Annotated in this window: 25 protein-coding genes, 1 rRNA gene and 3 pseudogenes; 9 read left to right on the top strand and 20 right to left on the bottom strand. The window is 51.2% G+C overall.

Annotation, left to right across the window (positions count from 1 at the left end):
• Both rrf and OGX66_RS07980 read left to right on the top strand, forming a co-directional pair.
• Positions 1 to 75: ribosomal RNA gene (gene rrf, locus OGX66_RS24610) — 5S ribosomal RNA — on the top strand; the annotation flags it as partial.
• Between the two features lie 301 nt (positions 76 to 376).
• Entirely contained in the window at positions 377 to 2,098 is a 1,722-nt protein-coding gene (locus tag OGX66_RS07980) for a SulP family inorganic anion transporter (protein WP_003844994.1), read from the top strand.
• A 219-nt stretch (positions 2,099 to 2,317) separates the two neighbouring features.
• Here the strand turns inward: OGX66_RS07980 and OGX66_RS07975 are convergent, their stop codons facing one another.
• The 16 genes and pseudogenes from OGX66_RS07975 to OGX66_RS07900 all read right to left on the bottom strand — a co-directional run bounded on the left by OGX66_RS07975 (position 2,318) and on the right by OGX66_RS07900 (position 13,429).
• A complete protein-coding gene (locus OGX66_RS07975; RefSeq protein WP_270923116.1) occupies positions 2,318 to 3,979 on the bottom strand; it encodes a fatty acid--CoA ligase in 1,662 nt (553 codons plus the stop codon).
• A 793-nt stretch (positions 3,980 to 4,772) separates the two neighbouring features.
• Positions 4,773 to 5,621, bottom strand: coding sequence for a DUF4942 domain-containing protein (locus OGX66_RS07970; RefSeq protein WP_040229927.1), 849 nt, complete (start codon positions 5,619 to 5,621; stop codon positions 4,773 to 4,775).
• Between the two features lie 80 nt (positions 5,622 to 5,701).
• Positions 5,702 to 5,896 (bottom strand): DUF957 domain-containing protein, encoded by a 195-nt coding sequence (locus OGX66_RS07965; RefSeq protein ID WP_047661001.1) that lies wholly within the window; start codon positions 5,894 to 5,896, stop codon positions 5,702 to 5,704.
• Positions 5,897 to 5,925: 29 nt separating this feature from the next.
• Positions 5,926 to 6,417, bottom strand: a complete 492-nt coding sequence (locus tag OGX66_RS07960) for a DUF5983 family protein (protein ID WP_040063379.1) — start codon at positions 6,415 to 6,417, stop codon at positions 5,926 to 5,928.
• Positions 6,414 to 6,791: a TA system toxin CbtA family protein gene (locus tag OGX66_RS07955; RefSeq protein ID WP_040063377.1), complete on the bottom strand. Its 378-nt coding sequence runs from the start codon at positions 6,789 to 6,791 to the stop codon at positions 6,414 to 6,416. Before OGX66_RS07955 ends, OGX66_RS07960 begins: the two co-directional genes overlap by 4 nt.
• Before the next feature lie 48 nt (positions 6,792 to 6,839).
• Positions 6,840 to 7,199, bottom strand: coding sequence for a type IV toxin-antitoxin system YeeU family antitoxin (locus OGX66_RS07950; RefSeq protein ID WP_038633768.1), 360 nt, complete (start codon positions 7,197 to 7,199; stop codon positions 6,840 to 6,842).
• A 22-nt stretch (positions 7,200 to 7,221) separates the two neighbouring features.
• A complete protein-coding gene (locus tag OGX66_RS07945) occupies positions 7,222 to 7,443 on the bottom strand; it encodes a DUF987 domain-containing protein (protein WP_038633763.1) in 222 nt (73 codons plus the stop codon).
• Between the two features lie 11 nt (positions 7,444 to 7,454).
• Positions 7,455 to 7,940 (bottom strand): RadC family protein, encoded by a 486-nt coding sequence (radC, locus tag OGX66_RS07940; RefSeq protein WP_038642868.1) that lies wholly within the window; start codon positions 7,938 to 7,940, stop codon positions 7,455 to 7,457.
• 52 nt (positions 7,941 to 7,992) lie between these two features.
• A complete protein-coding gene (locus OGX66_RS07935) occupies positions 7,993 to 8,388 on the bottom strand; it encodes an antirestriction protein (RefSeq protein ID WP_052322945.1) in 396 nt (131 codons plus the stop codon).
• Between the two features lie 77 nt (positions 8,389 to 8,465).
• Complete coding sequence (locus tag OGX66_RS07930; protein ID WP_038633754.1) at positions 8,466 to 8,729, bottom strand: hypothetical protein; 264 nt, start codon at positions 8,727 to 8,729, stop codon at positions 8,466 to 8,468.
• Complete coding sequence (locus tag OGX66_RS07925) at positions 8,729 to 9,547, bottom strand: DUF932 domain-containing protein (protein ID WP_001234374.1); 819 nt, start codon at positions 9,545 to 9,547, stop codon at positions 8,729 to 8,731. The genes OGX66_RS07930 and OGX66_RS07925 overlap by 1 nt, the downstream gene beginning before the upstream one ends.
• Before the next feature lie 115 nt (positions 9,548 to 9,662).
• A pseudogene (locus tag OGX66_RS07920) lies at positions 9,663 to 9,913 on the bottom strand (DUF905 family protein).
• Positions 9,914 to 10,103: 190 nt separating this feature from the next.
• Positions 10,104 to 10,571 carry a YfjT/YkfB family phage-associated protein gene (locus OGX66_RS07915; RefSeq protein WP_000727137.1) on the bottom strand — a complete coding sequence of 156 codons (468 nt, stop codon included), beginning with the start codon at positions 10,569 to 10,571 and terminating at the stop codon, positions 10,104 to 10,106.
• A 96-nt stretch (positions 10,572 to 10,667) separates the two neighbouring features.
• Positions 10,668 to 11,069: a hypothetical protein gene (locus OGX66_RS07910; RefSeq protein ID WP_047660999.1), complete on the bottom strand. Its 402-nt coding sequence runs from the start codon at positions 11,067 to 11,069 to the stop codon at positions 10,668 to 10,670.
• Positions 11,070 to 11,274: 205 nt separating this feature from the next.
• On the bottom strand, positions 11,275 to 12,162 hold the full coding sequence (locus OGX66_RS07905) for a GTPase family protein (RefSeq protein ID WP_047661008.1): 888 nt from the start codon (positions 12,160 to 12,162) through the stop codon (positions 11,275 to 11,277).
• A 163-nt stretch (positions 12,163 to 12,325) separates the two neighbouring features.
• Positions 12,326 to 13,429 carry a hypothetical protein gene (locus OGX66_RS07900; RefSeq protein WP_047660998.1) on the bottom strand — a complete coding sequence of 368 codons (1,104 nt, stop codon included), beginning with the start codon at positions 13,427 to 13,429 and terminating at the stop codon, positions 12,326 to 12,328.
• Positions 13,430 to 14,627: 1,198 nt separating this feature from the next.
• Between OGX66_RS07900 and OGX66_RS07895 the strand changes: the two genes are divergently transcribed.
• The 4 genes and pseudogenes from OGX66_RS07895 (at position 14,628) to OGX66_RS07880 (ending at position 16,422) form a co-directional block, all read left to right on the top strand.
• Positions 14,628 to 15,209, top strand: coding sequence for an inovirus-type Gp2 protein (locus OGX66_RS07895; protein ID WP_171278907.1), 582 nt, complete (start codon positions 14,628 to 14,630; stop codon positions 15,207 to 15,209).
• A gap of 89 nt (positions 15,210 to 15,298) precedes the next feature.
• Positions 15,299 to 15,505 carry a helix-turn-helix transcriptional regulator gene (locus tag OGX66_RS07890; RefSeq protein ID WP_049855636.1) on the top strand — a complete coding sequence of 69 codons (207 nt, stop codon included), beginning with the start codon at positions 15,299 to 15,301 and terminating at the stop codon, positions 15,503 to 15,505.
• A 117-nt stretch (positions 15,506 to 15,622) separates the two neighbouring features.
• A pseudogene (locus tag OGX66_RS07885) lies at positions 15,623 to 15,972 on the top strand (DUF7828 domain-containing protein); the annotation flags it as partial.
• A 63-nt stretch (positions 15,973 to 16,035) separates the two neighbouring features.
• The gene (locus OGX66_RS07880) at positions 16,036 to 16,422 is read left to right on the top strand and encodes a putative zinc ribbon protein (RefSeq protein WP_001160600.1); all 387 of its coding nucleotides are present in this window, start codon (positions 16,036 to 16,038) and stop codon (positions 16,420 to 16,422) included.
• A gap of 110 nt (positions 16,423 to 16,532) precedes the next feature.
• Here OGX66_RS07880 and OGX66_RS07875 read toward each other — a convergent pair whose 3' ends face one another.
• Entirely contained in the window at positions 16,533 to 18,191 is a 1,659-nt protein-coding gene (locus tag OGX66_RS07875; RefSeq protein WP_137397612.1) for a sigma 54-interacting transcriptional regulator, read from the bottom strand.
• A gap of 175 nt (positions 18,192 to 18,366) precedes the next feature.
• Here OGX66_RS07875 and OGX66_RS07870 point away from each other — a divergent pair, with 175 nt between their 5' ends.
• From OGX66_RS07870 to OGX66_RS07860, 3 genes and pseudogenes are all read left to right on the top strand, one after another.
• Complete coding sequence (locus tag OGX66_RS07870) at positions 18,367 to 18,732, top strand: hypothetical protein (protein WP_040229907.1); 366 nt, start codon at positions 18,367 to 18,369, stop codon at positions 18,730 to 18,732.
• A 61-nt stretch (positions 18,733 to 18,793) separates the two neighbouring features.
• Positions 18,794 to 20,050: a GTPase gene (locus OGX66_RS07865; protein ID WP_040229904.1), complete on the top strand. Its 1,257-nt coding sequence runs from the start codon at positions 18,794 to 18,796 to the stop codon at positions 20,048 to 20,050.
• Positions 20,051 to 20,286: 236 nt separating this feature from the next.
• Positions 20,287 to 20,700: pseudogene (locus OGX66_RS07860) on the top strand (GntT/GntP/DsdX family permease); the annotation flags it as partial.
• A 49-nt stretch (positions 20,701 to 20,749) separates the two neighbouring features.
• On the opposite strand, the gene OGX66_RS07855 reads toward OGX66_RS07860, so the two are convergent.
• The 3 genes from OGX66_RS07855 to OGX66_RS07845 are packed head-to-tail and all read right to left on the bottom strand — an operon-like array spanning position 20,750 to position 23,595.
• Entirely contained in the window at positions 20,750 to 21,445 is a 696-nt protein-coding gene (locus tag OGX66_RS07855) for a LutC/YkgG family protein (protein WP_000370411.1), read from the bottom strand.
• Positions 21,438 to 22,865 carry a LutB/LldF family L-lactate oxidation iron-sulfur protein gene (locus OGX66_RS07850; RefSeq protein WP_003830092.1) on the bottom strand — a complete coding sequence of 476 codons (1,428 nt, stop codon included), beginning with the start codon at positions 22,863 to 22,865 and terminating at the stop codon, positions 21,438 to 21,440. The genes OGX66_RS07855 and OGX66_RS07850 overlap by 8 nt, the downstream gene beginning before the upstream one ends.
• A gap of 10 nt (positions 22,866 to 22,875) precedes the next feature.
• Positions 22,876 to 23,595 (bottom strand): (Fe-S)-binding protein, encoded by a 720-nt coding sequence (locus tag OGX66_RS07845; RefSeq protein ID WP_088902777.1) that lies wholly within the window; start codon positions 23,593 to 23,595, stop codon positions 22,876 to 22,878.
• Positions 23,596 to 23,684: the final 89 nt, after the last annotated feature.

The following is a 23,684-nucleotide window of genomic DNA, read 5'->3' as shown; positions in this document are numbered from 1 at the left end:
GAACTCAGAAGTGAAACGCCGTAGCGCCGATGGTAGTGTGGGGTCTCCCCATGCGAGAGTAGGGAACTGCCAGGCATCAATTAAAGTGAAAAAGCCCATCCTGACGGATGGGCTTTTTTGCGTGTGTGCGGGGTAAAAACCGCCGGGCTGAACGTATTGATTGTGCAGGCCTGATAAGCGTAGCGCATCACGCACATCGCAGCACCATCGGGTGCAAAGCAATAATATCCTGAGCCTGCATAACACAAGCCATTCTGCGGCATACGCGATAAACACCCAATCTGAATTATCTGTATTACCTCCCGAAAATATCAGGATCTCCTGCGGCAGTTACGTGTACCTTTATCTATTAGTAAGGGTCAATCCGGAGAATAAAGTGTTCGGAAAAATGGTATTAAACTACATGCCGGGTCTAAAAAATTTATTAGCGTACGATAAAAGCTGGCTAAAACATGATGTTAAAGCCGGGTTATCCGTTGCTGCCGTAGCACTACCGGTTGCGATTGCTTACGCTGAGTTGGCGGGAGTCGGGGCTATCGTCGGGTTATATTCCTGCGTTTTGCCAATGCTAGCTTATGCACTGTTTGGTTCTTCCCGCCAATTGATTGTTGGCCCTGATGCCACGACCTGCGCGGTAATTGCGGCAGTTGTGGTTCCTCTTTCTGCCGGAAATCCAGAACTCCACTGGCAGTTAACAATCGTCATGACCGTGATGATGGGAGGATGGTGTCTACTTGCCAGTAAGTTTCGCCTGGGTGCGCTTGCTGATCTGCTTTCTCATCCCATTCTAACGGGGCTGCTTAACGGCGTTGCCGTGACGATTATTGTCGGGCAACTCGGTAAGGTGCTGGGGATTACGCTTGATGAAGAGCAAGTGATAGAGAAGATTATTGCCCTGCCAGGCCGACTCTCGGAAATTCATTTATTAACCTTAGGGATCTCCATCCTAACGTTAGCGATTTTAATAGCTATCAAAACGTTTCGTAGCCAATGGCCAGCACCGTTGATTGCAATTGTGATAACAACGGCGCTGGTATGGATCACATCTGCACAGCAGTATGGTATTGCCACTATTGGGGGATCGGGCTTCCAGTCTGGTTTGCCTGTTGTTCACTGGGGCTCATTTCAGCCTGGTCTGGCACGTGATTTATTGATCCCTGCGCTGAACCTGGCATTAGTCAGTTTTGTTAGCCTGATGCTAACCGCTCGCAGTTTTGCCGCGAAAAATGGATACGAAATAAATGCTGATGCTGAGTTCAGGGCTTTGGGTGTTGCGAATCTGATGTCTGGCTTATCTCAGGGGTTTGCGATTAGCGGAGCCGATTCCCGGACTGCGGTAAATGACTCCACCGGAGGGAAAAGCCAGCTGGTTTCCGTTGTTGCAGCCTTAATCATCGGAATTGTCGTGGTATTTTTCACGCAGCCATTACCATTTATTCCGGTATCTGCATTAGGCATTGTTCTAATTTATGCATCGTGGTCATTGATTGATTTACGCGGACTCTGGAATCTGAGGCGAAGAAATAAACCCGCATTTCGCCTGGCGTTCTTCACCTTTGGCTGTGTTCTGATTATTGGTGTTATTCAGGGGATCGGCCTTGCGGTATTGCTGGGTCTGTTGCAGTTCCTGCGCACAGTTTTTCGTCCTACTGAACACTTATTGGGAATTGACGAAAATGGGATGATTCACTCATTAGGTAATTCAACTGATGTGAAAATGATCCCTGGCGTGTTGATGTACCGATTTAACTCACCGCTGACCTATTTTAATGTGGCCTATTTTAAGCGCCGCGTTTTGAATTTAGTCGATGGTGCAGTACTACAACCTAAATGGGTGGTCATTGACGCCGTTTCTTGCTTTACCTATTCAGATATCAGCGTCCTGGCAACCATTAATGAGTTAAAACGGGACCTGAAGGGGCGGCAGATTAAGTTAATTCTTGCGGGCCGGAAAACGGAGTTAACACGCTGGTTTAAAGAGAGTCGACCGACAATGAAAGACGACGACATGATTCTGGCACCAGACCTTTATTTAGCGCTGCGGTTTATTCAAAGCAAAGAAAGCATGAGTGAGGGTGAATCTGGCGTTGTTGAATAAAGCAGATTTAGGTAAATGATCAGGCTGGATGGAAGGCGCTGAGGACGGGTTTTCGTCCAGCAGGATCTGACCTCGACCAGAACCCCATGTAGCTAAAGGGGAGATCAGCAACCGCGCGGGGACGGTGAGTTCCCCGGCAGAGCATTGATATCGGCAAGCTACCTGAAATATAAGCAGTGCGACTGTTGTTAACCTTACGCTGTGAATGCGACAGATCGCTTAAATGATATCCTTCCCATTGCTGGTTTCGAGCTCCCGAATCAGGCGCTTGTTGATCTTGCCAACGCTGGTTTTGGGAATATCCGGGACTATCCTTATCTGTCGTGGGATCGCCCATTTAGTGATGTGGCCGCGGTCGACGAATCCTTGTAGATATGTCGCTATGGCTTGCGGCTCCAGGTCCTCCCCTTCCTTGCAAACCACCAGAGCCAGGGGGCGTTCGCCCCACTGCTCATCAGGTATCCCGACGACGGCTACCGACCTGACCGCCGCGTGTGAGCTGATGAGGCTCTCAAGCTCCAGCGTGCTTATCCACTCACCGCCCGTCTTGATTACGTCTTTGATGCGATCCTTGATTTCCACTATTCCATGGGGATCGATAGAGGCTATGTCGCCGGTGTGCAGCCAACTGCCATTCCATAGCTCAGCTCCTTTCTCGGGTTCCTTCAGGTAGCCCTGAGTCAACCAAGGGGCTCGCACCACTATTTCGCCCAGGGCTTCTCCGTCGTGCACCACCTCCCGACCTTCGCCATCGACGATACGCAGATCCACCAACGGGACAGGCAGGCCGGTCCGAATCCGCAGGGGTAACTGTTCATCCATGGGAAGGGCCAGCTCGGCATCGCTTAAGTGGGTCATACAGAGCAGGGGACAGGTCTCAGACATGCCATAGCCGGCGTGAATGCGTATGCCCCTATGGTGGGCCTGTGTCGCCAGTCCAAGGGACAGTGAACTGCCACCCAGTAACATCTTCCATCCTGACAGATCAGTCTGCGTGGCTTCTTTGCACTCAAGGATCATCTGCAAAATGGTTGGCACACAATGCGAGAAGGTCACACCCTCATCGTGATAAAACCGCACCAGTTTGTTGGGTTCGTAACGACCGGGGTATACCTGCTTCACACCCAGCATTGTTGCGACATAAGGAGCGCCCCAGGCATGCACGTGGAACATAGGGGTGATCGGCATGTAGACATCGTTCGATCGTAGCAGCGACTGTCCCTCGTGGGCAGCCAGGAGACCCAGCTCATTGAGCGTGTGCAGGACCAACTGGCGATGGCTGAAGTAGACTCCCTTGGGATTGCCCGTGGTTCCAGTGGTATAGAACAAGGTAGCTATCGAGTTTTCATCGAAGTCGGGGAAGTCAAAGAGTTCTCCCGCTGCGGCCAGCAGGGTCTCATATTCCCCGAGCACCGGCAGGCTGGTCGCCTTCGATTCTTCGTCACTAAGCTGGATGTATCCCCGGACAGTGGTCAGTGTCTCTGCCAGTGACTCGACAACCGGCAAGAAGTCGTCGTGCACCAGTACCAGGTTGTCCTCGGCATGATTCATGGTGTAAGCGATTTGGTCCGCCGAGAAGCGGACGTTCACCGTGTGCAGCACGGCCCCAATCATGGGGACCGCGAAGAAGCACTCGAGGGCGCGATGGCTGTCCCAATCTAGCAAGGCGACGGTGTCTCCAGGCATGACACCGGCCGCTGTCAGCATGTTTGCCAGGCGATGAATGCGCTGTTTGAGGGTACGATAGTCGTAACGGAGCTTATCGGCGTAGACGATTTCTCGCTCGGGATGAGAACGCCCACCCGACAGCAGTAGGCTCTTGATCAGCAACGGATAGGCATGAGCCCCCTGCACTGGCTGTATGATTTTTGTTTTCACCATCCAGATTCCTCGTTGACTCACTATTTGCTCGGTATGATGGCAATTGTAGATTAAGGTTGGCCTTTACTCCCTGGCGTTTGCTTCAGATATCGAGGCGGCGACCAGTTCCAGCCCCTGGGGATGAATGTGCGTACCTTGCAACGCGATCGGGTTATTCGCTACCTGCAGAATCCTGGCTACTCTATGCCCAGTTCCTTCACCCGCTGGTTCAGTGCCCAAGGCTGTTCAGATAAATTACTCAAATCTGGCCTACGGTTAAGCACGTCAGAAAAGGAGGTGTGCCTGATACCGCTATATTTTTTGCAGTACCATCGTGGTCTCACTGAAAGGTTTAACTGGCGTGATGAGGTAGGGTAGGTAGGAGTCGCTGTGGACAGAACGATCAGAAATCTAGCAGAACCCTGAAAGCAAAAAACCCGCCATAGGCGGGTTCTTCTGAATAGTGGTGCCGGACTCGAATCGATCTTTTGTTTTATCTTTATGATTTATAAGTAAAATTTTTGATGTGATTATATTTATGCCCTCATTTGTACCCTCATTCCCGATTGGTATGAATCCGAAACCCGAATCGGTGACGATAAGTGGGATACTCGCCTCAGGCTGATGTGTTGATACTTTATGATGGTCCTTTGTCTGGTGACGCTCCTGGTGCGTTACAGAATCCAGTAACAAACCACCAGAAGAAAAGCACCAGGAACGTCAGTATCATATTGTCCATAAGCAGGCGAACCTGGCAAGGGGTTTGTTTAACTCTGCACTGATACTGACATTTCACATATGTGCAGGCCCCTGATTACTGTCCGGATGCCAGCATTCCAGGGTAGTGACGTGCGATGATGTCATTCAGCTTATCGACCAGTTCTTGCCGCTTAAAGGTGATATGAGCAGTTCCCTTCTGAAAGTATTTGATTGCAAACATCTCATCCTCGTAACGATTGCTGTGCCTGTTTTCATGGATATGATTGGCGAGACGACGGGTGACGTCGGCACGGTTGTCGGGAACCGGTTTTCCGTCCAGAAGCATCAGCATCCGCTCAAGGTCAGCTAACCGATCGCGTTGCCAGCCCCAGAGAAGCCCAAATCCCCACCGGTCACATTTGACTAGCCCACTGACGATGATTTTCCCTCCAAATTTACAGGGGCTGTTCGTCTTAAAATCCCAGCTCAACCCTTTGAAGACGTTAATGACACCCCGCTCAAACACATCACCTTTATTCAGATACAGTTGCTCAAAAGTGCTCAGAATGTTGGCTTCGCTGACTGCAGGAATGTTCTCCCCCCCAAGATTTCTGTACCACTGATCACGAGCCTGAGCGTCCATGATGGAAAGCATCCCTGACTTTTTCATTAAATCGCGCCATATACCACGATCGAGATTACGGGTAATGGCTTTCATCGCTGTTTCTGGTTTTTCCATCAACCAGCAACCACGGCGGAATTCCTGCTTCATGGCCCAGTCCAGAGCGGTTTTACCGCCAATACTGCGGGTCAGTGTTGCAATATCGCTAAGTTGTTGCATGAGCACTTCAATCTGCGCCAGCGCCGCATTACGTCCGGTGACGATGCGCTCAATGCTGGTGGAGCAAATAACGTCTGTGTGGCCGGTTAATACTTCGGGTTCGTTAAGAGTAAGGTCTGACATCATTTATTTCCTTATATAAAGCAAAGTGCCAGTCGGTGAGGGCTGGCGCTTATGGGTAAGTGATGAGTACGGACAGGTAATTAATCTGTACTGGTCTGCTGCAGACGCTGAAGATCGCGAACATCCCTGAGTGCCTGTTCAATCCATGGCAACAGCACGGCTGAATCGGTATTTACTTCGTCGTTATCGAAGATAATCCCGCTGTCGCAACAGATGTTGTCCTGCAGCAAGCAAATCAAAATATCGAGAGCGGTTTCAGTGGTTAATTCTGGCATGTGAAAACCTTGTGGTGATTGAGGTGGGGTTACCAGTCGAAAACGTCAAAGCCGGGCAGCACTTCGCCAAAGGCATCCAGATGAACAATGCCAACGGCGTAGCGACGGATAAGCGTTATCACTAACCGGCGGCAGGCTTTCGACAGTCCGAGGCGTTTGAGCCGTAATACCGGAAACGACCAGGCATACAGGCGAATCAGATAACCTGAACCAGTGTACATAATCCATTCCGACTCGCCGAAGTCTTCGCGCTGATGTGACAGGGCGTACAACAGTGAATTGTCTTCCTCCGTGAGGTGCGCAGTACTGCAGCACATCCCCGGTAATGATGTAAAAGGGGGCCGTGGGAATTCAACGGCGATCTTCCCAGGTTCATCCGCGATCCGCAGTGAGCAGCCGTTCTGGTTTACCGCGGCGATCAGTTCGGACAATTCAATACCATCGACATCCACTGCGATACGCCCCATGTTGAGGGCCAGAACGTTGATGGCATCAGCTTCCACGTTGAGAGACAGCTTCATCGGGTCATCTTGCTGTATTTGCCTGTAGTGATATCTGTCACCGCTCTGTAGCCGTTACGTGTCATCAGTCCACAGGCCTTACGGGCGCGGAGAATATCGATACTGCTGATAAGCGGTGACTGCTCTGTAGTGCTGGATCCGTAACGGTCAGTGCGTACCAGATCGTATTTTTCGACGATAAAATTGACGGCATCACACAGGGAAATACCGGCGTCAATGTGCTCCTGAATCACGTCGTCGTTGCCAAACGGCGTGTCGTTTAGCGCCAGACCGTAGTGATGATCCAGCAGGTGGCTCAGAAGTCGCTGCCAAATCTCCACGGGTGACAGACGTGGAGAAGCCTCCCGTGCCGGGGATACGGGTTGTGTTTGCATAAGGGGTATCTCGTTGTTGAAGGGGTAAAAAGAAAGGTGTTGCGGGGGTTATGACGTTACTGATGGTGTCGGATAAATCGCTATATAGATATAGCCATGCGATCCGAGTGAGTCAGCCTCGCAGGTCAGTCCCTTTGCATACAGCGTGACGCAGTGCTGATGGCGGGGACTGAGTTCGCCGGAAACCAGCATCAGTTCCATTTGCTTCAGCAGTACCGGAAACGCTTGGTCGAGATGGCGCAAATCCGCGTCGGTGAATGTCCCGGTGATGCTGGCGCGGTCGGCCAGATAATGCAGCCGGTTGCCTTCCTGTACCAGCCGTGCACCGAAGCACGGGGTGATATTACGTTTCAGTCCCCACCACGGTTCAGAAATATGATGATTTGCCGGCAGTGTTTTATTCAACAAGGTCGTGCTCCTTGAATATGAGTTAACTGAGGGTGACGCTGCGCAGAACGACATACGGGCCGTTGCGGTCCTGGCGACGTTCAGCGAACACGGCCAGGACGCCGCTGATATCCTGGACCTCCTTCCCTGCATAGTGGCAGACGCTGCCGGACCAGGCGTATTTTCCGGAACAGAAGCGAAACAGCCTGGACTCAGGATGCTGGCGATATAGCGCCATCGCCTGACGTTTGCTGATAATCTTCATCGCTGCTCTCCTTACAGCCAGCCGCGTTCAGCGAATGACACTACTTCCATGCCGCCAACCACCAGATGGTCCGGCAGGCGGATATCCACCAGGTCCAGTGCCTGCTTAAGACGTTCCGTGAGGCGGCGGTCAGCCTGGCTGGGCTCCGCCAGGCCTGACGGATGGTTATGGGCAACGATGACGGCGGCTGCGTTATGTTTCAGGGCGGCTTTCACCACTTCCCGGGGATGGACTTCGGTATGACTGATAGTGCCGGTGAACAGTATCTCGTGGGCAATGAGGCGGTTCTGGTTGTCGAGGAACAGCACCATAAACACTTCGCGCTCTTCCCCTGCCAGGCGCAGACGCAGCCAGTCCCGGGTGGCACCGGCGGAGGTGAAGGCCACACCGGGTTCACGCAACTGGCGCTCCAGCAGGTTCATTGCCCGCCGTAACGTTCGCCGGGCATACGGGGACAGGGGGACTTCCTGGTGTGGTGAGGTCAGTGACGGGAACATATCAGGCTGCGATGACGTGGGTAAGGGGGCCGGATTCGTCATGGTTATTCCCCTAATCAATGATACGCATAATTGCGTGGCAGTCCGGGTGCAGCAGGGCATAGTCCCGCAGGCGATAATAGTGCTCCGTCATGGCATCGCATTCGGTGCGGCAGGCGTGATGACTGTAAGCGATAAGGCAGACGGCTATCCCGGCAGCCTCAGCGCTCATCTCTGCGCCGTTACCGTTCATGCTGTTAAACAGTGTCCATTTCTCATCGTTTTCGTTCTCCGGGGCCATAAATGCACCGCCATTGCTGAGGGTAAAGAAATTCCATATCCCGCCGCTGTAGTCCCTGCAAAACCGGTCCATCCAGCCAAAAATGTGGGGTTCAAGGGTTATCCACTGCGGTATGCTGCCAAACTGCTGCGGCCAGAAGGCGGCACGCTGTTCATCGGGTACGGGCATGCATTCGATGCGGTCTGTATCAGTACGTGGTGAGGTGAGAGATTCAGTCACCGGACTGGTCAGGGTGAGTATGTTGTTCATTTGATTTCCTTTGTATTTTCATGTGGGTTGTTGTGACAAAGTGACGGACAGAACTGCACATAGCCATCATCATCACAGCGTGAAGGCCAGTGCCCCTCAGGGATACTTATGCCGCACTGGCTGAGTTCACCGGGACGATAAAGAAGGTGAGAGCACCAGGCGCACAGGTCGTCATCAGAGATGGAGCGGCAGCTTTGCTCACTGATCAGGGAGAACGGATGTGGCGAAACCTGAATCACGCCGCCAGGAATACACTGCATTACTTCAGGCTCCCGAGCAGGCTTTCCGCCATTACCCACAGGGCGCGGTTGAGCTTCACGTCGCCGTCAATGCCGTTAACCGCACGGGTGTGGGCCCGTTTACCTTTCGTTGTTCTGCCCGGCAGACCGCCTTTAATCAGGTTTTCCTGGATACGCTGGTAGGTGGTCCACAGGTCGGAACTTTCATCCTGCCAGCGTCGCGCAGACAGAATCTGTGCTTCCGTCACCGGCTGGTGCTCTTCCCCAAAGCGGTACGTCAGGGCGGCTCTGGCAAACGCCTGCTGTGCCGGCGGAGGAAGTAGCAGTGACTGCATGGCATCCCGCTTCTCCTCCACCCGGTCAAATATCCCCAGCACCTCATAAGCCCCTTCAATGACTTTATCCACCACATTCCCCTTGTGCGGTACGCGAACCTCACCAAAGGTTTCGCCACAGACAAGTCCGTTCTGGCAGACAAAGCGAAACAGGCCCGGCAGCATCTGGTATGAGCTGGAGCCGTCGTGGCTGTTAAGCAGGATGATTTCGGGGACCTGTTTACCGGTGATTTGCCCCTCACGCCGCAGACGCAGCATGTGCTTTGTGTGGTCGCGTTTATTCAGGTCGCGAACGCGGGTCTGGCAGGCAAAGAACGGCTGGAAGCCTTCCCGCTGCAGATTATCAAGCAGTGTGATGGTCGGGATATACGTATAACGTTCTGAGCGTGATTCGTGCTTTTCTTCACTGAATACGCTGGGCACATAGTGTGCCAGTTCATCACGGGTCAGTGGGCGGTCGCGGCGTACGAGACTGGCCGCACCAAAACGGCTGGCTAAGCGCATGGTTAATACCTCTGATATCGGGTTAAAGGGCATAAAAGCAGAAAGGCCATGCTCCGGAAGGTGCATGGCCTGTGGGGGACTGTGTTCTGTTGAAAAATGAGCAGGACTTCGCCGCTCAGTGGCTCAGTGGCTGTGGTGACACAGGAATACCGTCGCTGATGAGATAGCGGTTCAGCATCTCTCCGGCCTGCGGGGCAAAATTCCAGTCCCGCCATATCAGCATGCCACGGCAGTCGCGGATGACCAGACGAAAATGGGGCCCTGGTCGTCTTCGACGGTGACGTTGAGATAGCGTGCGGCCATGGCTTCCGCCTGTCGGCGGGTGAAGGGGCCGGGTGGCAGCGACGCATTATCAGTGGTCTGCATATCTGATCCCTGATGAGAAACAAAAGAAAACGCCCCGCTCAAATGAGCAGGGCGTCGGCGGTGTGAAATACTGATGCAGTGGTCAGGGCTGGCGGGTGTGTGCTGCCTGAACCGGGATATGCGTCATGGACTGAGGTTCCTGTTGTCGTGAGCGTGAATGAATTCAGAAAAAAGGCGTTACCTGTCTTTATTACGGCAGGGCATATTTCGGCAGACAGCCGCTGTCCCCGAACGCGGGAAGGACCTTCCCCGCACCGTTAAGCGTAAACACGGCTGCCTTTACGCCCTCCCCGGACACAATGACCCGCTTACCGGTGCGCAGTTTATCCCATGCCCATGCCACGTTGTCTGAGCCCACATGTGACTCGCTGTCACTGACGCTGACAGGCTCCTCATCGTCAATTTTCATGTCCAGCGACTGGCCGTTATCCATCCTGACCTGATGACCGTTTGCGTCGGTGAAGGTCAGGGTGGCCGCTTGTGAGCCGGTGTCTTCGCAGGTCAGGTAAAGCTGTGACTGTCCTTTCCCCAGAATTACAAACTCAGACACGCCCTGACCCCAGCCGCTGGCCCAGGTATCACGGTTACCGAAGGCCTGTGACACTGCCGGAGTCAGAGCAGATATCAGAAGAGTGAAAAGCAGTATTTTCTTTTTCATAGTATTCCCTGAGGGTGATGGTTAAGACGATACGGGTCTCTCCTGAAGACATTGAGACGCGTTAAGAAAGAGGGCTGATAAGTGATACTGGCGATATCACTGGCTGACGGTGAATGTGCCCTGATCGGTGAACACCCGGGCCTCAACAAAATTGCAGGCTTTACCAAAATCCAAAGTGTGACCAAATTTCCAGAAGACACTCTCAGCGAAGGTCATTTTACGGGGTGTGAACGGTTTATCTGTGGGCCACCAGCCGTCCACGTTCCGGCCCCTGTAGGCTATTTTTCGGTGTGTCAGCATCGGACATTTTCCCCGGTTAACATCGATTTTCTTTATCAGAACGGTGTCGGTTTTTGCTGTCACGGTGACATAGACGCAGCCATAGCACTCAGGACCGGCATGGCTGACCTTCACTGTAACGGGCGTATCACTGGCGGCCAGGGAAGGAAGTGAGGTGAACAACAGACTGGTGGTTAGTATCATAAAAAACCTTTTCATTACTTTTCTCCGGACGAATGCGCTCCTGCGATTCATCGCATTGATTTTTAATCAGTAAATGGCTGAATACAGTATCCCTGAGGAATTCTATAACCGGATATTTACCAGGGATAATGAATAAAACCGATCGGGTCGATCGACAAAATCGATCGTGACAGGGCAAAATTATTTATCGAAACGGAAGACAGGCTAATCGATGTGGAAGTCAGCCAAAGAAGAAGGACCAGACGGTCCGGGCCGCTCGGGCCACGGTGTGTGTGACGGTCTGGAGCGCGTAACGTGCAGCCTGTGGCAACGGGGCCAGGTCGATGACTGCGTCAATCACTTCCACCACGGCATCGCCAAAGCTGTTGCGGGCGGTAGTGATAATGCCGGGGGTGTGGTACCCGCTTTGCAGGTGAGGCACCAGCGGGCTGCGGGCCTGCTTTGGGAGACGGGTAATCATCGCCTCCACCAGACGGGGAAGGTGGTACCGCCCCCTGACTGACACCGGAAGAATATTCGTCTCTGCTGTTCCCATCTGACGGGCCACGGTCTGTTGTTTCTGTATAATACGTTCAGCCTGCAATGCTGATGGCTGCGCCGATAACCAGTTCCAGTGCGCTGCAGGTTCGGTTTTATCCACCTGGTTGAGGACCCATAACACCGGTGGCAGCGGTCCGCTGTATTGTGCGAATACCTCCTGATAAAAAAGCTCTTCCACCGAGAATGCGCGGTCATCGGCCTTGAGCACCCACAGCACCATATCGAGTTGTGGCATGAGTTCGCGGTACAGCTCACGGTATTCGTTGTCACGGCTGATGCTCTCTCCCGCACCGGGTAAATCCACCAGCGTCAGGTAATGGTTACCGAAGCGCAGACGTACACGCTGAGGCTGACGGGTACAGGCCTCCACGGCATTCACCGCACAGACTTCACTCCGGAACAACGCATTACACAGCGAGGATTTGCCGACGCCGGTCTTGCCCATGATGCCAATCACGGGTTCATACGCGACGAGGCGGCTGAGCTCCCGGAGAAGATGCTGCCGCAGAATACGGGGATAGCGCCGCAGATGGCGACGGATAAGGGCATAGCCCGAAGGATGTTTCATATAAGCCTCGGCATAATAAAAGGCCATCCGGTGGGGATGGCCTGACTGAAGTAAACGGGAGGGAATTCACTGAGGTGATATATAACTGAGAAAAATTTAAAAATGCGGATATAGCATTTTATTCAGATATCAGCAGGGGCGCACGCCCCGCAGATATGTTTATTCAGTTTATGGTACGCATAAAAGGAATTTTGTTGACTTTTTTTGCAATTCTTAAAAAATATTCCCTGTGAATTGCTGATGTGTTTTTTAGTTTGTTATAACCACTCTTTTTTTTAGTCGCACTGATTTCTGTCTCCCTGTCAGCAAGACGTCGTCGGTGGGTTCTGTTGATGTTATCTTCCCTTTCTGTTCTTCTGAGCAGACGGGAGAATAATGTGCAGGGTTCATGACGCCGATAGCCAGGTGCAGTGACATCAGGGAACGGATTCAGTATGTCGGATATGAAAAAAGTTATTCCTCCTGGCGTGGGAGAACTTTTTTGTTTGTTGATGACTTCACGCTGGAAGTTGAGTAAGAAATTAAAGTCGAAGCCAGAAATACCTGCCCTGCATTCAATGTCTTCAGGGATGAATGAGTACCAGACCTCAATAATTTCCCTTATGAAGTCATGACTGACAGCCCCGCCCTGAATAAAAAATAACACATGGGCGAAAGGCTCAAAATTCTCATCCAGCATGCCCAGTCTTACATGTCCTGCTATCCGGCTGTACATTGTGCGGTGTTTTATTTTACTCATCATCGAGGCAAAGGCCATGTTAATCATGGTTAAGTCATCGGTGATGTGCTGAAGGAACCCGCCAGTTTCGTCATTGAGGTGAAAACTTATCGGGATTATTGAAATTTTTCCGGATGCTTTATTTTTTATTGTGTCATATTCATTCTGGATTTTAAGTAACACATCTTCTTTGTGAATAAGATTTTTCTTCAGTTCCTCTTTATATTCTGGAGTTGCTTCGCAATGAAGTTTCAAATGTTTATGCGTTCCCACGAGAGAACGGGGTGAGCCAGGGTGTAATGAATTCTCATATTTAAGAATGTCCGACAAAAGATTGCATGCGTAGCCATCTGTTACCTGCGTTTTTCTTTTTTTAGTGGAAAGTTTATCAGGCGGTATTTTTTCACATTCTGCATCTTTAAAGCTGATGAAGCTGTATATGTCAGCCAGGTCCACGTAACGTATGGGTTCCGATGGATACGTGGCATCTATCTCCCTTAACCTCAGAAAGTTCACTTCATAAAAATCATTCAGTCCGTCCCTTCTCATTCTGCTCTCCCGAATACTGGTTCTGTTTTTATACCTCCGAATTATATCGTATAAAGCTCTGAATTAAGAGTGATTAGATCACAGAACCGGCATGGTAAAACATAGCCTTTTAAGCATTATTCAGAGCTTATGATTGTCTCTTAATTAATTGAATTAAATGAATTATATATAATTTGTTTGTCATTTTTTGTGTGTTTGTTTTTTTCTGTTGTTTCAGATTGTTATGACATGATTTTAAGGTGAAAACGATTCTGACTGTCTTTTCAGGCGACTGAGGGTGTTCCGTTACTTCCGATCAGCGTCTTACAGCGAGACTGTTTTTCCGACTGTGTTTACCTGGTCAGGGAGTATCTTATCCTGTCATCCAGTTGCAGAGCATTCTGTGGTCTGATTGTTATCGCCGGGGAGAATGCAGTTTCCCCTCGAAAATAAATACGTTAGCCCGTCATGAATTTACCTTTTTTCATGTTTTCCGGGCCGCGCATGGAATGTTTTTCCTGAGTAACCAATAATTACTCTCTTACTTCCACGTTTTTTGTGCCTGAAAATACCGGGGGAGTAATCAGGAAGAAAAGCCCGTACCGGCATAAATAACGGCAAAATACTATTGCAGTAAATATTACAGTGGCAGGGTGACCCGTTCCGGGAGTCAAAAAGTATGCGTATACAAATCTTTCATGAGCACATGCCTGCTGTACAGGTATCAAGTCGGGGAAGACAGAAATGGTGTTCTAATATCATTAGAACACCATGGCGTGAATAACTTAAACCTGCGTGGTGAGCGTATTCTCTGGAGGTTACTGATTGTGTGAAAAGAAACATTAAGGTTATTAATGTTATTTTATAAAGAAGTGTTACTTGTCCAACTGCTTACACCTTTGTATCTAGGAATAATGACTCTTCAGTAAGTACAGCATTTCTTCGTCTACCGGATGATGATTTCTTTTCAGACATCCCGGTACGTTCAATGTTTACTAACATCATTGTTTATTATTTGCCGTAAAGCATAATGATTGTCAGACTTTCCAGTGTGATGAACATTCATTCCATTTTACAATAAGAAATTACTGTTACAGTACATGTGAAAAATGATACGCAATAACATACTTTCATGGCTGACAACCTGAATCGGTATTCTGCATAAAAAATTAATCTCTCCCGTAATCTCATGACCAATAACTGTTATGGGATATTTATCATGGAATACGTAATCAACTCAAACCACAAACCAGACTATTCTCTTCAGTCAGTATTATTTAACCATCAGGACCGGTTATTTGACTGTCATTCGAAATTACTCATGCTTCGGGTGGATTTCGCATACAGGAAAAACTCTGATTCATACGCGTATGGTGATATTCATCAACTGGCGGCTGAGATGACATGGCTGACTGAGCAATGCGCAGAGATATCTGGTCTGGAGGGATATGCCTGGGTAATGGAATATGGGGGAGATCACCGTTACCACATTCATGCGGCGTTTTATATCAATGGTCAGAGCCACCGGAAGGCCTGGTGCTTCTGGAAATCCATCCAGTTGCTGTGGGAGGACATTACGGACGGAGAAGGCTACGCGCACCGGTGTGAGCCTAAGGGACATTACCGGGTGCGAGGTGAACGAGTAATCAACTTTTCAGATCGCAGAGGAAGGGAAGGTATGCAGTACATCCTGAGCTATCTGGGTAAACAGTCGCAGCGTACAGAGCGCCGGATTTACAGAGTCAGCGCAGTCCCGGTAGTGTCCGTAACAGGCAGACCCCGGAGTCGCGTTATCGGCTAAAAAATTACGCCAGTGCGTCATCGTTTGAAGAAGTCTGCACCATTCGAATACCTGGCTTCTTCTCCCTTATCACCAACGGAGAAAAAACGATGACCATCCCAACCAGCCTTCTTAACGACAAGTTTGTCGATATGGCGTTTATCACAAAACTGACCGGCTTAACCGACAAATGGTTCTACAAACTGATTTCATTGGGTGAGTTCCCTAAACCCATCAAACTTGGTCGTAGCTCTCGCTGGCTTGAAAGCGAAGTGGAGGCCTGGCTACAGCAACGTATTGCTCAGTCCCGTCAGTAATCTATCGAACGTAATCACATTGCCCGTGTGATCTAACGCCACCAGTCATATGACCTGCACTGCTGCCCTCCCCGGGACGGTTTACGCCTGCGCGTCATACGCCAAAGGACCAATATTATGACGACTTACGCCAAATCTTTTATCGCGCTTGATGGCAATCAGCTTCTTACAGGCGCCACCACTGCACAGATTTCCCCTTACGACCGCTACTCTTGCCACCTCTGCAGCAGTGCGCTGGCATTCCACCCTGAATGGGCCTCCAACCACCCGTGGTTCTAGCACACATGGGAAGATCTGGCGGAGAACGGACGCCACTGCCCGTATGTGCCCCGTGAGCCGCTGGAGGCGCGACGGAAACGCATGCTGCGTCGTTACCATTGGTACGCAAGGCCGACGGGCACCGCCTTGGTTGCTTCAGCGAGCGCTACTGCCTGCCCTGTCGTACCGGTGACCACAGTACCGAACGTTGCGCAGAATACACCTGCGTTATCTTCCACCTGCTATCAGGATCCCATGACAGTATTTACACCATGCAATTTCGCACTATTCGTACCGCCCTTGACCACGAGGGCGTAGTCACTCACCTCTGGGATTTGGCTCCGCATTCACGGGGGATCTGGTTCTACCGTTCCTGCAACAATCCCCTGCGTCTGCACTGGACGCATGACAGCGGAGGTTATTTCGAACATAACTTGGAAGACGCTGACGAACGCAGGTTAACGCATTGTGAGTACCGGAGCATTACCCAGGATAAATCGGTATCCACTTTTGACCAGGCTGTGAATGCACTGATGGAACGTGATGATATATACGCCACAGCGCCTTCAAAAAAGGATTACTTCTGCGTGCTCTGTCAGCATGAAGATTATGGTATTCGCTGCTGTCCGGAGTGCGGACAGCATATGCGCAAAAAATAAACATCAGATTCTTTGTTGACGTACCGCTGGTAACATTAATGCTCTAGCCAGTTGCTTTAGTGATATTTCCGGAAGTTTGTCACAGTTCATCAGACCATTTCAGCCCGCCCTTAAGAAGTGATCGGCTTATAGTTTTCAGGTCCCTTCCGTCCTGCAATCTCGGAGGTGATGATCTTCGTAATTTTGGAGTCAGCCAGAAATCCCTTACTGAACTGAGCTCTGTTTTCGCGAATGAATCCTTTCAGAGCATTGTAGGTTCGCAGACGATACACACCGAGTTCAGGCAGTGAGGCTTTCAAGTTGAAATGGTTTTTTTTGATAATGTTTTCCACTTCGCTGAATATTGTGGGGGCAGTTTGCTCGTTGTTGATTTGCTGTGCTTCAATAAACGAGGCAGGAATACGATTTGCTTCCTCTTTGAGCAGACTGTCAATAATCTCGTTGGTCACTCTGGTTCTGTCACCGAGGACAAAGAAGAGATCCCACGCAAAGCGTTCTAGTTGGCGAAAGTTTCCTGGCCAAGGAGCGCACAATATTTTATCTATAACACCCTCTTCATAAACCGTAAAAAGCTGCGACAGCGCCTGCATCGATTTTCCATCGCTGGCAAAAACGGGCTGGTTAAAGGATTTCCATCGGTAGAGCGTGAGGATGAGTGTTAACAACGCGTGAGCACGGTCCTCAGCAAACAGCTCGTTGAGTGATTTGAATTTCACTACGTCTCGGATACGGTGAAACAAATCGCGGCGTAACCGACCTTCGGCCAGCAGGCGCGAGACAGGCTCATTGACCGCGAGTACCACTTTGACATCGTATTTTGTCTTCGACGCATCCTCCCCCACTTTGCTGATCCAGACGTCGTTACTGATAGCGGACAATAAATCCAGTAACTGTGTTTGTGAGGCCAAACTTGCGCTTTGCAATTCATCCAGGAAGAGCACACCATTATGTGCTTCTTCAAAAAAGCCATTTTTGTCGATCGCGTCGGTAAATGCACCTTTCGTTGATCCCCGCATGCGGGTTTCCAGCAATGTTTCACTGACTGCGGCAAGGTTAATTTCAACCATTGCTTTACCCATCTTCGTAGCCAGATGTTTAGCCGCCGCGCTTTTTCCAGTGCCGGTATCTCCCTCGATAAGCAAGGGGCCATGCTTGATGTGAATACCTGTGTCTTCATCCAACCGTAATTGCGAAGTCCTGGCAAACAGCGACGCCAGCACGGTGTTGAAAATTGAAACATCTCCGCCGGTTTTATTTCCGGATTTTGCCAGTGCAATAGAGGTATTTCCTGCGCTGAGGAATGCAGAAAGGGAACGGATAAATTCGTTACGGTCATCCTCCCGATACAGCGCTGAGCTTGATGGCGAGCTGTCTGGCAACAAAAAAACCGTTTTGCGCGTCACGATAGTTCGCGCCTGACTGACAAAGAGGCGGTCATTAACCTGATCGTAGGGATCCGTTATCGCTAAGTCGGAAAATAGGTTATGTTCATTTTGTAATACAACACCGGGTCCTTGAGCGGTAATTAACGCGATCCACTGCATAAAGTTCGGATATCTTTTCTCCAGTGCTTTGATATTTTCCTGTTTCACAAGCAGATTCAGCGCCTGCTTCCATTCATCCATTACGGCCTGCGAAATCATGTCTGTGATATCACCGGTAAGTGAAACCGTCTGTTGGCGGGATGATTTCAAGCCGGCCTGATACCAATACAGCGCCAAATCGGCGGGACGTTTCTCTTCGCTAAAATTGATAATTCGAATATCCACAGTGTCGATTTCATCATTAAGTTAAATATTAAATAATGTTTTCATCACTAGACAATGAAGTCAACATAACATGAAATTTATAATTATTTGATAAGTAACGATTAATTTTTTATTTGAAAGTTGGCACGCAATTCGCATTAGTTATATCACTACACACAAACGAAGAGATAAAACGATGAATATCCAAATTGCGAGTCCAGACCAGATCAGTAAACTGTTAGCCTTTATTGCCGTGAAAGCCAAAGGGACACGCTTCGAAATCCCGGCTAGCTTGCTGCAAAACGTTGAAAGCGAACTGCGTGATTTCTGCAAAGCGCACCGTATTACGGTTCAGTTTAAAGATGCTTCAACCGGGCGTGTGATTGTTTTTTGTGCCGCAGGGGCGGCAACCGGAACGGTGGTGGGGGCGATGTGCGGCGGCATGCTTGGCGCGTTGACCGGCGCGCTGCTCGGGAGTGCGGCAGGCGCAGCTTTAGCGCAGATGCGTATTACCATTTATCCGGTAGCGGGTAGCGATAATCTTGTCTTGGCATTAGCCTAACTTTATACAGTGAACGCAGGTGCAGCGGTATGGCGCAGTACCTGTTTAAAAGGAAAAAATAATGAACAAAACTCTTTCACTCGTTGATGTATTACAACGCTCGCTGGCACAGAACAAAGAAGATATTACGCCACTGCTTGGCTATCTTAGCACCACCAAGGAAGAATTGAAGGTACAGATGGAGCGCAGCAGCACCCGTTCCGATGCTGAAAAAATTGCCCATTACCTGCGCAAAATGGGCAGCAATGATATTGCCAGCCTGTTTCGCAGTGGCGAAGGTGTGGAATATGAAGAAATCGTCTGTGATGTTGGCGAAAAGCTTAAGGTTAAAGGGGTCAACAAAAACATGTCGGTAGAGCTCAACGAAGAGTTCATCATTCAGCATCTCTTTTCCGATGCACTGAAAAAAATGAGTGATGAAGAACGCAGTGCGTTAATGCGTTCGATGAACCTTTCCGAGAAAGATCAGGGGGCAATTCTGGCGGGTACATTAATGGCCTCACAGGTGATGCTGAACCAGTTTGGCGGCTTTGCGGTGTATCGGATGTCCGTTATTCTGGCCAACATGCTGGCCCGCTCGCTGATGGGTAATGGCCTCAACTTTGCGGCAAATGCTGCTCTGGTACGCGGTGTCGGTGCATTCCTGGGGCCAATTGGTTGGATAGCTTCCGGTGCATGGCTGGCGGTAGAAATTGCAGGCCCTGCGTTTCGTAAGACGGTTCCGGCGATCGTACATATCGCGATGCTGCGTCAGAACGTATTAAAACGCCTGACTATCAGCGTAGTGGGAGATGGTTCCGTCGGCAAAGATGCGCTCTTTAAAAGCGTATTCGGTGTTGATACCGGCAATATCAATCCTATTGCTGGCTCTACATCCGATACTAAGGTGTATGACCTTGGTCACACAGGTACTATTAAACTTATTAACTTCCCTGGATTTCACGACGTGCGTTCCGAGGTCAATGACTTGGTGAATGATAATATCAAGCATACCGATCTGTTCCTGCTGGTGGTAGACGTCAACCGTGGTGTGTCAGGTCATGATGTGCAGACACTGGAGAAGTTAAAGGCGGAGGGCAAGCCTGTGTTGGTCTGTCTGAACAAGGTGGATATGCTGCGCCCGAATGATAAAGATAGGATGGTTCACGTCGCCAAAACACGCCTTCAGAACCCCTATGTGATTGAAACGGCCTTTGACCCTGATCCGCGCTTGTCGCAGGATGGTCCGATCGGCACACAGGTCGTGTTTGACTGGGTGGTAAATCAGTTAGAGGCGCAGGGTAAAGAGACCGCACACCTGAAAGCCGAGCAGAAATAACGTCGATATAACTAAGCCAGGGGCATGCTCCTGGTTTCGTCATTTTCTTCGGACTCAAGAGAACGCAACAGCGCACTTGCTTTGCCACAGTTGAATTTTGTGCCGTAACGATGTGCAAGCATGTAAGCATAAGGAGTCAAGGTATAGCGTGTTACTTAGTTACTCGGATTAACAATCCCAACGTACAGAGCGGCGGATTTACAGAGTCAGCGCAGTCCCTGCTCCGGCAGTCAGTGGCAGGCGGCGTACTGAAGCAAACCATTATCGATACCGGCATCGGCGATACCATCGGCATGCTGATGTCGCACGGCAACATTTCTCCGTACATCATGGCGTGGTTGATAACCGTGCTGATTCGTCTGGCAACGGGTCAGGGCGTGGTCTCAGCCATGACGGCGGCGGGGATTATTAGCGCAGCAATCCTCGACCCGGCAACCGGTCAACTGGTGGGCGTCGACCCGGCGTTGCTGGTGCTGGCAACAGCGGCTGGCTCCAACACGCTGACCCATATCAACGATGCTTCGTTCTGGCTGTTCAAAGGCTACTTTGATCTGTCGGTGAAGGATACGCTGAAAACCTGGGGTCTGCTGGAGCTGGTAAACTCCGTGGTTGGCCTGATAATCGTGTTGATCATCAGCATGATTGCATAACGTTGATACCGCTCTGGCCCACAGCGCCAGAGCGGTTTTCCATCCTGCCTCAACAATCCTCAATAATCAGATATACCGCCTTCACCGGACCATGCACCCCAACCACCTTGATAAGCTCAATATCCGCCGTCGAGCTGGGTCCACTGATGATATTAATGCACGATGGCATACGCTCACCGGCCTGTGCTTTCTGATGCAGTTTTTCTGCCAGCTGCGCCACGCGCGGCAGGATGGTGCTTTTACGCAGCACGAAAATAGAGGACTCCGGCAACAGGCTCAGGGAGCGCCCGCGCTCCGGTGCGGAAAACAGCACCACGCCGCCGGACTCGGTCAGGCCATATTCGGCATACACCACGCCGACTTTCGCCTGCTCGGCCTGGGTAATATTTTCGCTACCACGCGCCGGATCCCAGACCACGGCGTTGCATTCCTGCTGCAAGCGTTCGGTGATGCCCAGCTCCACCAGCCGGCTGTCGCCGCTCAGCACCACCGGCTGCTGACCCAATTCTTCGCACAGGCGCAGTGCCGCGTCTGCGGCCTGGTCCTCGCTGGTCAGTTCGCAGCGGGCCAGCATCACTTCGCTGGCAAACTGGATAAACGCAGAGCAGCGCTGCTCGGGGCTAAGCTCGGTCAGGCGTTCGTTGGCATAGTTGTTAACCGGTGCGGCATCCGCTTGCGGTTCGAAGCGCAGCGGGCGACCCAGCGCCTGGGCGATGGTGTTTAAAAACGCGGTACGGTTATCCATTCTTTTTCTCCTGCGCCTGATGTTTCTTAAACCAGCTGCGGAAGCTCTCGCCGTCAGCATCAGGCAGATCGCGCGCCTCCATCCAGTCACCAATCGCGCCAACCTTGAGCGGGGTTTTGCCGCCATTGATAAACCAGCTCGCCGCATGCGCGCCCGCCATCATCCCGACTTTCCACAGCCCCGGATGGCTATTGGCATAGGCGAACATCTTGATCGCCCGTCGCTCGGCTTTCGGCGTAATGCCCTCCTCGGCCATCACCCGGCGATGACGCAGGATCAGTTTTGACAACGGAATACGCACCGGGCAGACGCTGTCACAAGCCGTGCACAAAGAACAGGCGTACGGCAGGTCTTTAAAATCTTTATAGCCGCCGAGCAGCGGAGAAATCACCGCGCCGATAGGGCCGGGATAGATAGAGCCATAGCCGTGCCCGCCGATGTGGCGGTACGCCGGACAGGTGTTCATACAGGCTCCGCAGCGGATGCAGCGCAGCACATCGCGAAACTCTGAGCCCAGCACCTGCGAGCGACCGTTATCGACAATCACCAGATGGAACTCTTCCGGTCCGTCAACGTTGTCCGCCTCACGCGGGCCGGTCAGCCAGGTGTTGTAGCCCGTCAGACGTGCGCCCACGGCGCTGCGCGCCAGCATGGTAATCAGCACATCCACCTCGGCAAAGGTCGGCGCGATACGCTCCATGCCCATCACCGCAATGTGCGTTTTCGGTAGCGTGGTGCACATGCGCGCGTTGCCTTCGTTGGTCACCAGACACACCGAGCCGGTTTCCGCCACGGCAAAGTTACAGCCAGTAATACCGATTTCGGCACTGAGGAAATCCTCGCGGATCTTCTGACGAATGAACAAGGTCATAGCTTCCGGGGTTTCCGGGCCGTCGTACCCCAGACGTTCGTTCAGCACGCGGCGGATCTGGTAGCGATCTTTATGAATCGCCGGAACCACGACGTGCGAAGGCGGATCCTGATCCAACTGCAGGATATATTCCCCGAGATCGGTTTCGATCACCTGGATTCCGGCATCCTGCAACACATGGTTGACGCCGATTTCTTCGGTCACCATCGACTTGGACTTCACCACCTTCTGCGCATTTTTACTCTGCGCGACCTGCAAAATGTAGCGAGTGGCGTCTTCTTTGGTTTTGGCGAAATAGACGTGTCCGCCGTTTTCCGTCACTTTCTCGGAGAGTTGGTACAGGTAAGCGTCGAGGTTGCTCAGAACGTGATCGCGGATCTGGCTGGCACGATCGCGCCAGTCTTCCCAGTGGCCTAACTCATCGACCATTTTTTGCCGATTCGCGCCGATACGCTCCTGCGCATTAGCCACGGCTTTGCGCATAATCGGATCTTCTATCTGCTGACGAATACGCAGTTTAAATTCTACATCGCTGGTTTTTATCGACATCTCTTTCCCCTCAGCGGCTCATCAGCACTTCAGCAATATGCATCACTTTGACCGGCTGGCCTTCGCGTTGCAGTCGGCCGCCAATATTCAGCAGGCAGCTGACGTCAGCGCCGATCAAAAACTCCGGCTTCGCATCCATCAGATGTAAAACTTTCTCTTTCACCATCTCGCCGGAGATCTCGGCCATCTTGACCGAGAACGTCCCGCCAAAGCCGCAGCAGGTGTCCTGATCGGCAAACGTCAACAGCTCCAGTCCGCGCACGTTTTTCAGCAGCGTGAGCGGCTCTTCCTTCACCCCCAGTTTGCGGGTCAGGCTACAGGAAGGATGATACACAGCGCGGCCCTGCAGGCTGGCACCCACGTCCACCACGCCCAGTTTGTTGACGATAAAAGAGGTGAGATCCTGCATACGTCCGGCAACCTTCTCGGCGCGCAGCGCCCATGCGGGCTCATCCGCCAGATACGTCGGGTAGCTTTTTACCGCGTAGGTGCAGGAGCCTGCCGGGGAGATAATCGGATCGTCGTTGTCTTCCAGGGCGGCGATCAGGTTTTTCATCCCGGGGATCGCCTCTTTGATGTAACCGCTGTTGATGGCTGGCTGACCGCAACACCCTTGCTTCTCGGGGAAATTAACGCGACAACCCAGTTTTTCCAGCAGCAATACGGAGTCTCGTGCCATCCGTGATTTCAGTGCGTCACCAATACAGGTGACAAAGAAATTTACATTCACAATAACTACTCCATTGCTTCATTTCTGTTTATTGCGCTTGATATCGCGATATCAAACAAATGTTCATTCGTATTTCATGCCCAGTTTTT

The organism is Citrobacter sp. Cf072 (assembly GCF_030334485.1).
Lineage (GTDB): Bacteria > Pseudomonadota > Gammaproteobacteria > Enterobacterales > Enterobacteriaceae > Citrobacter > Citrobacter freundii.
Note: the sequence above shows the minus strand (reverse complement) of the source record. Positions and strands in the feature narration are given on the sequence as shown.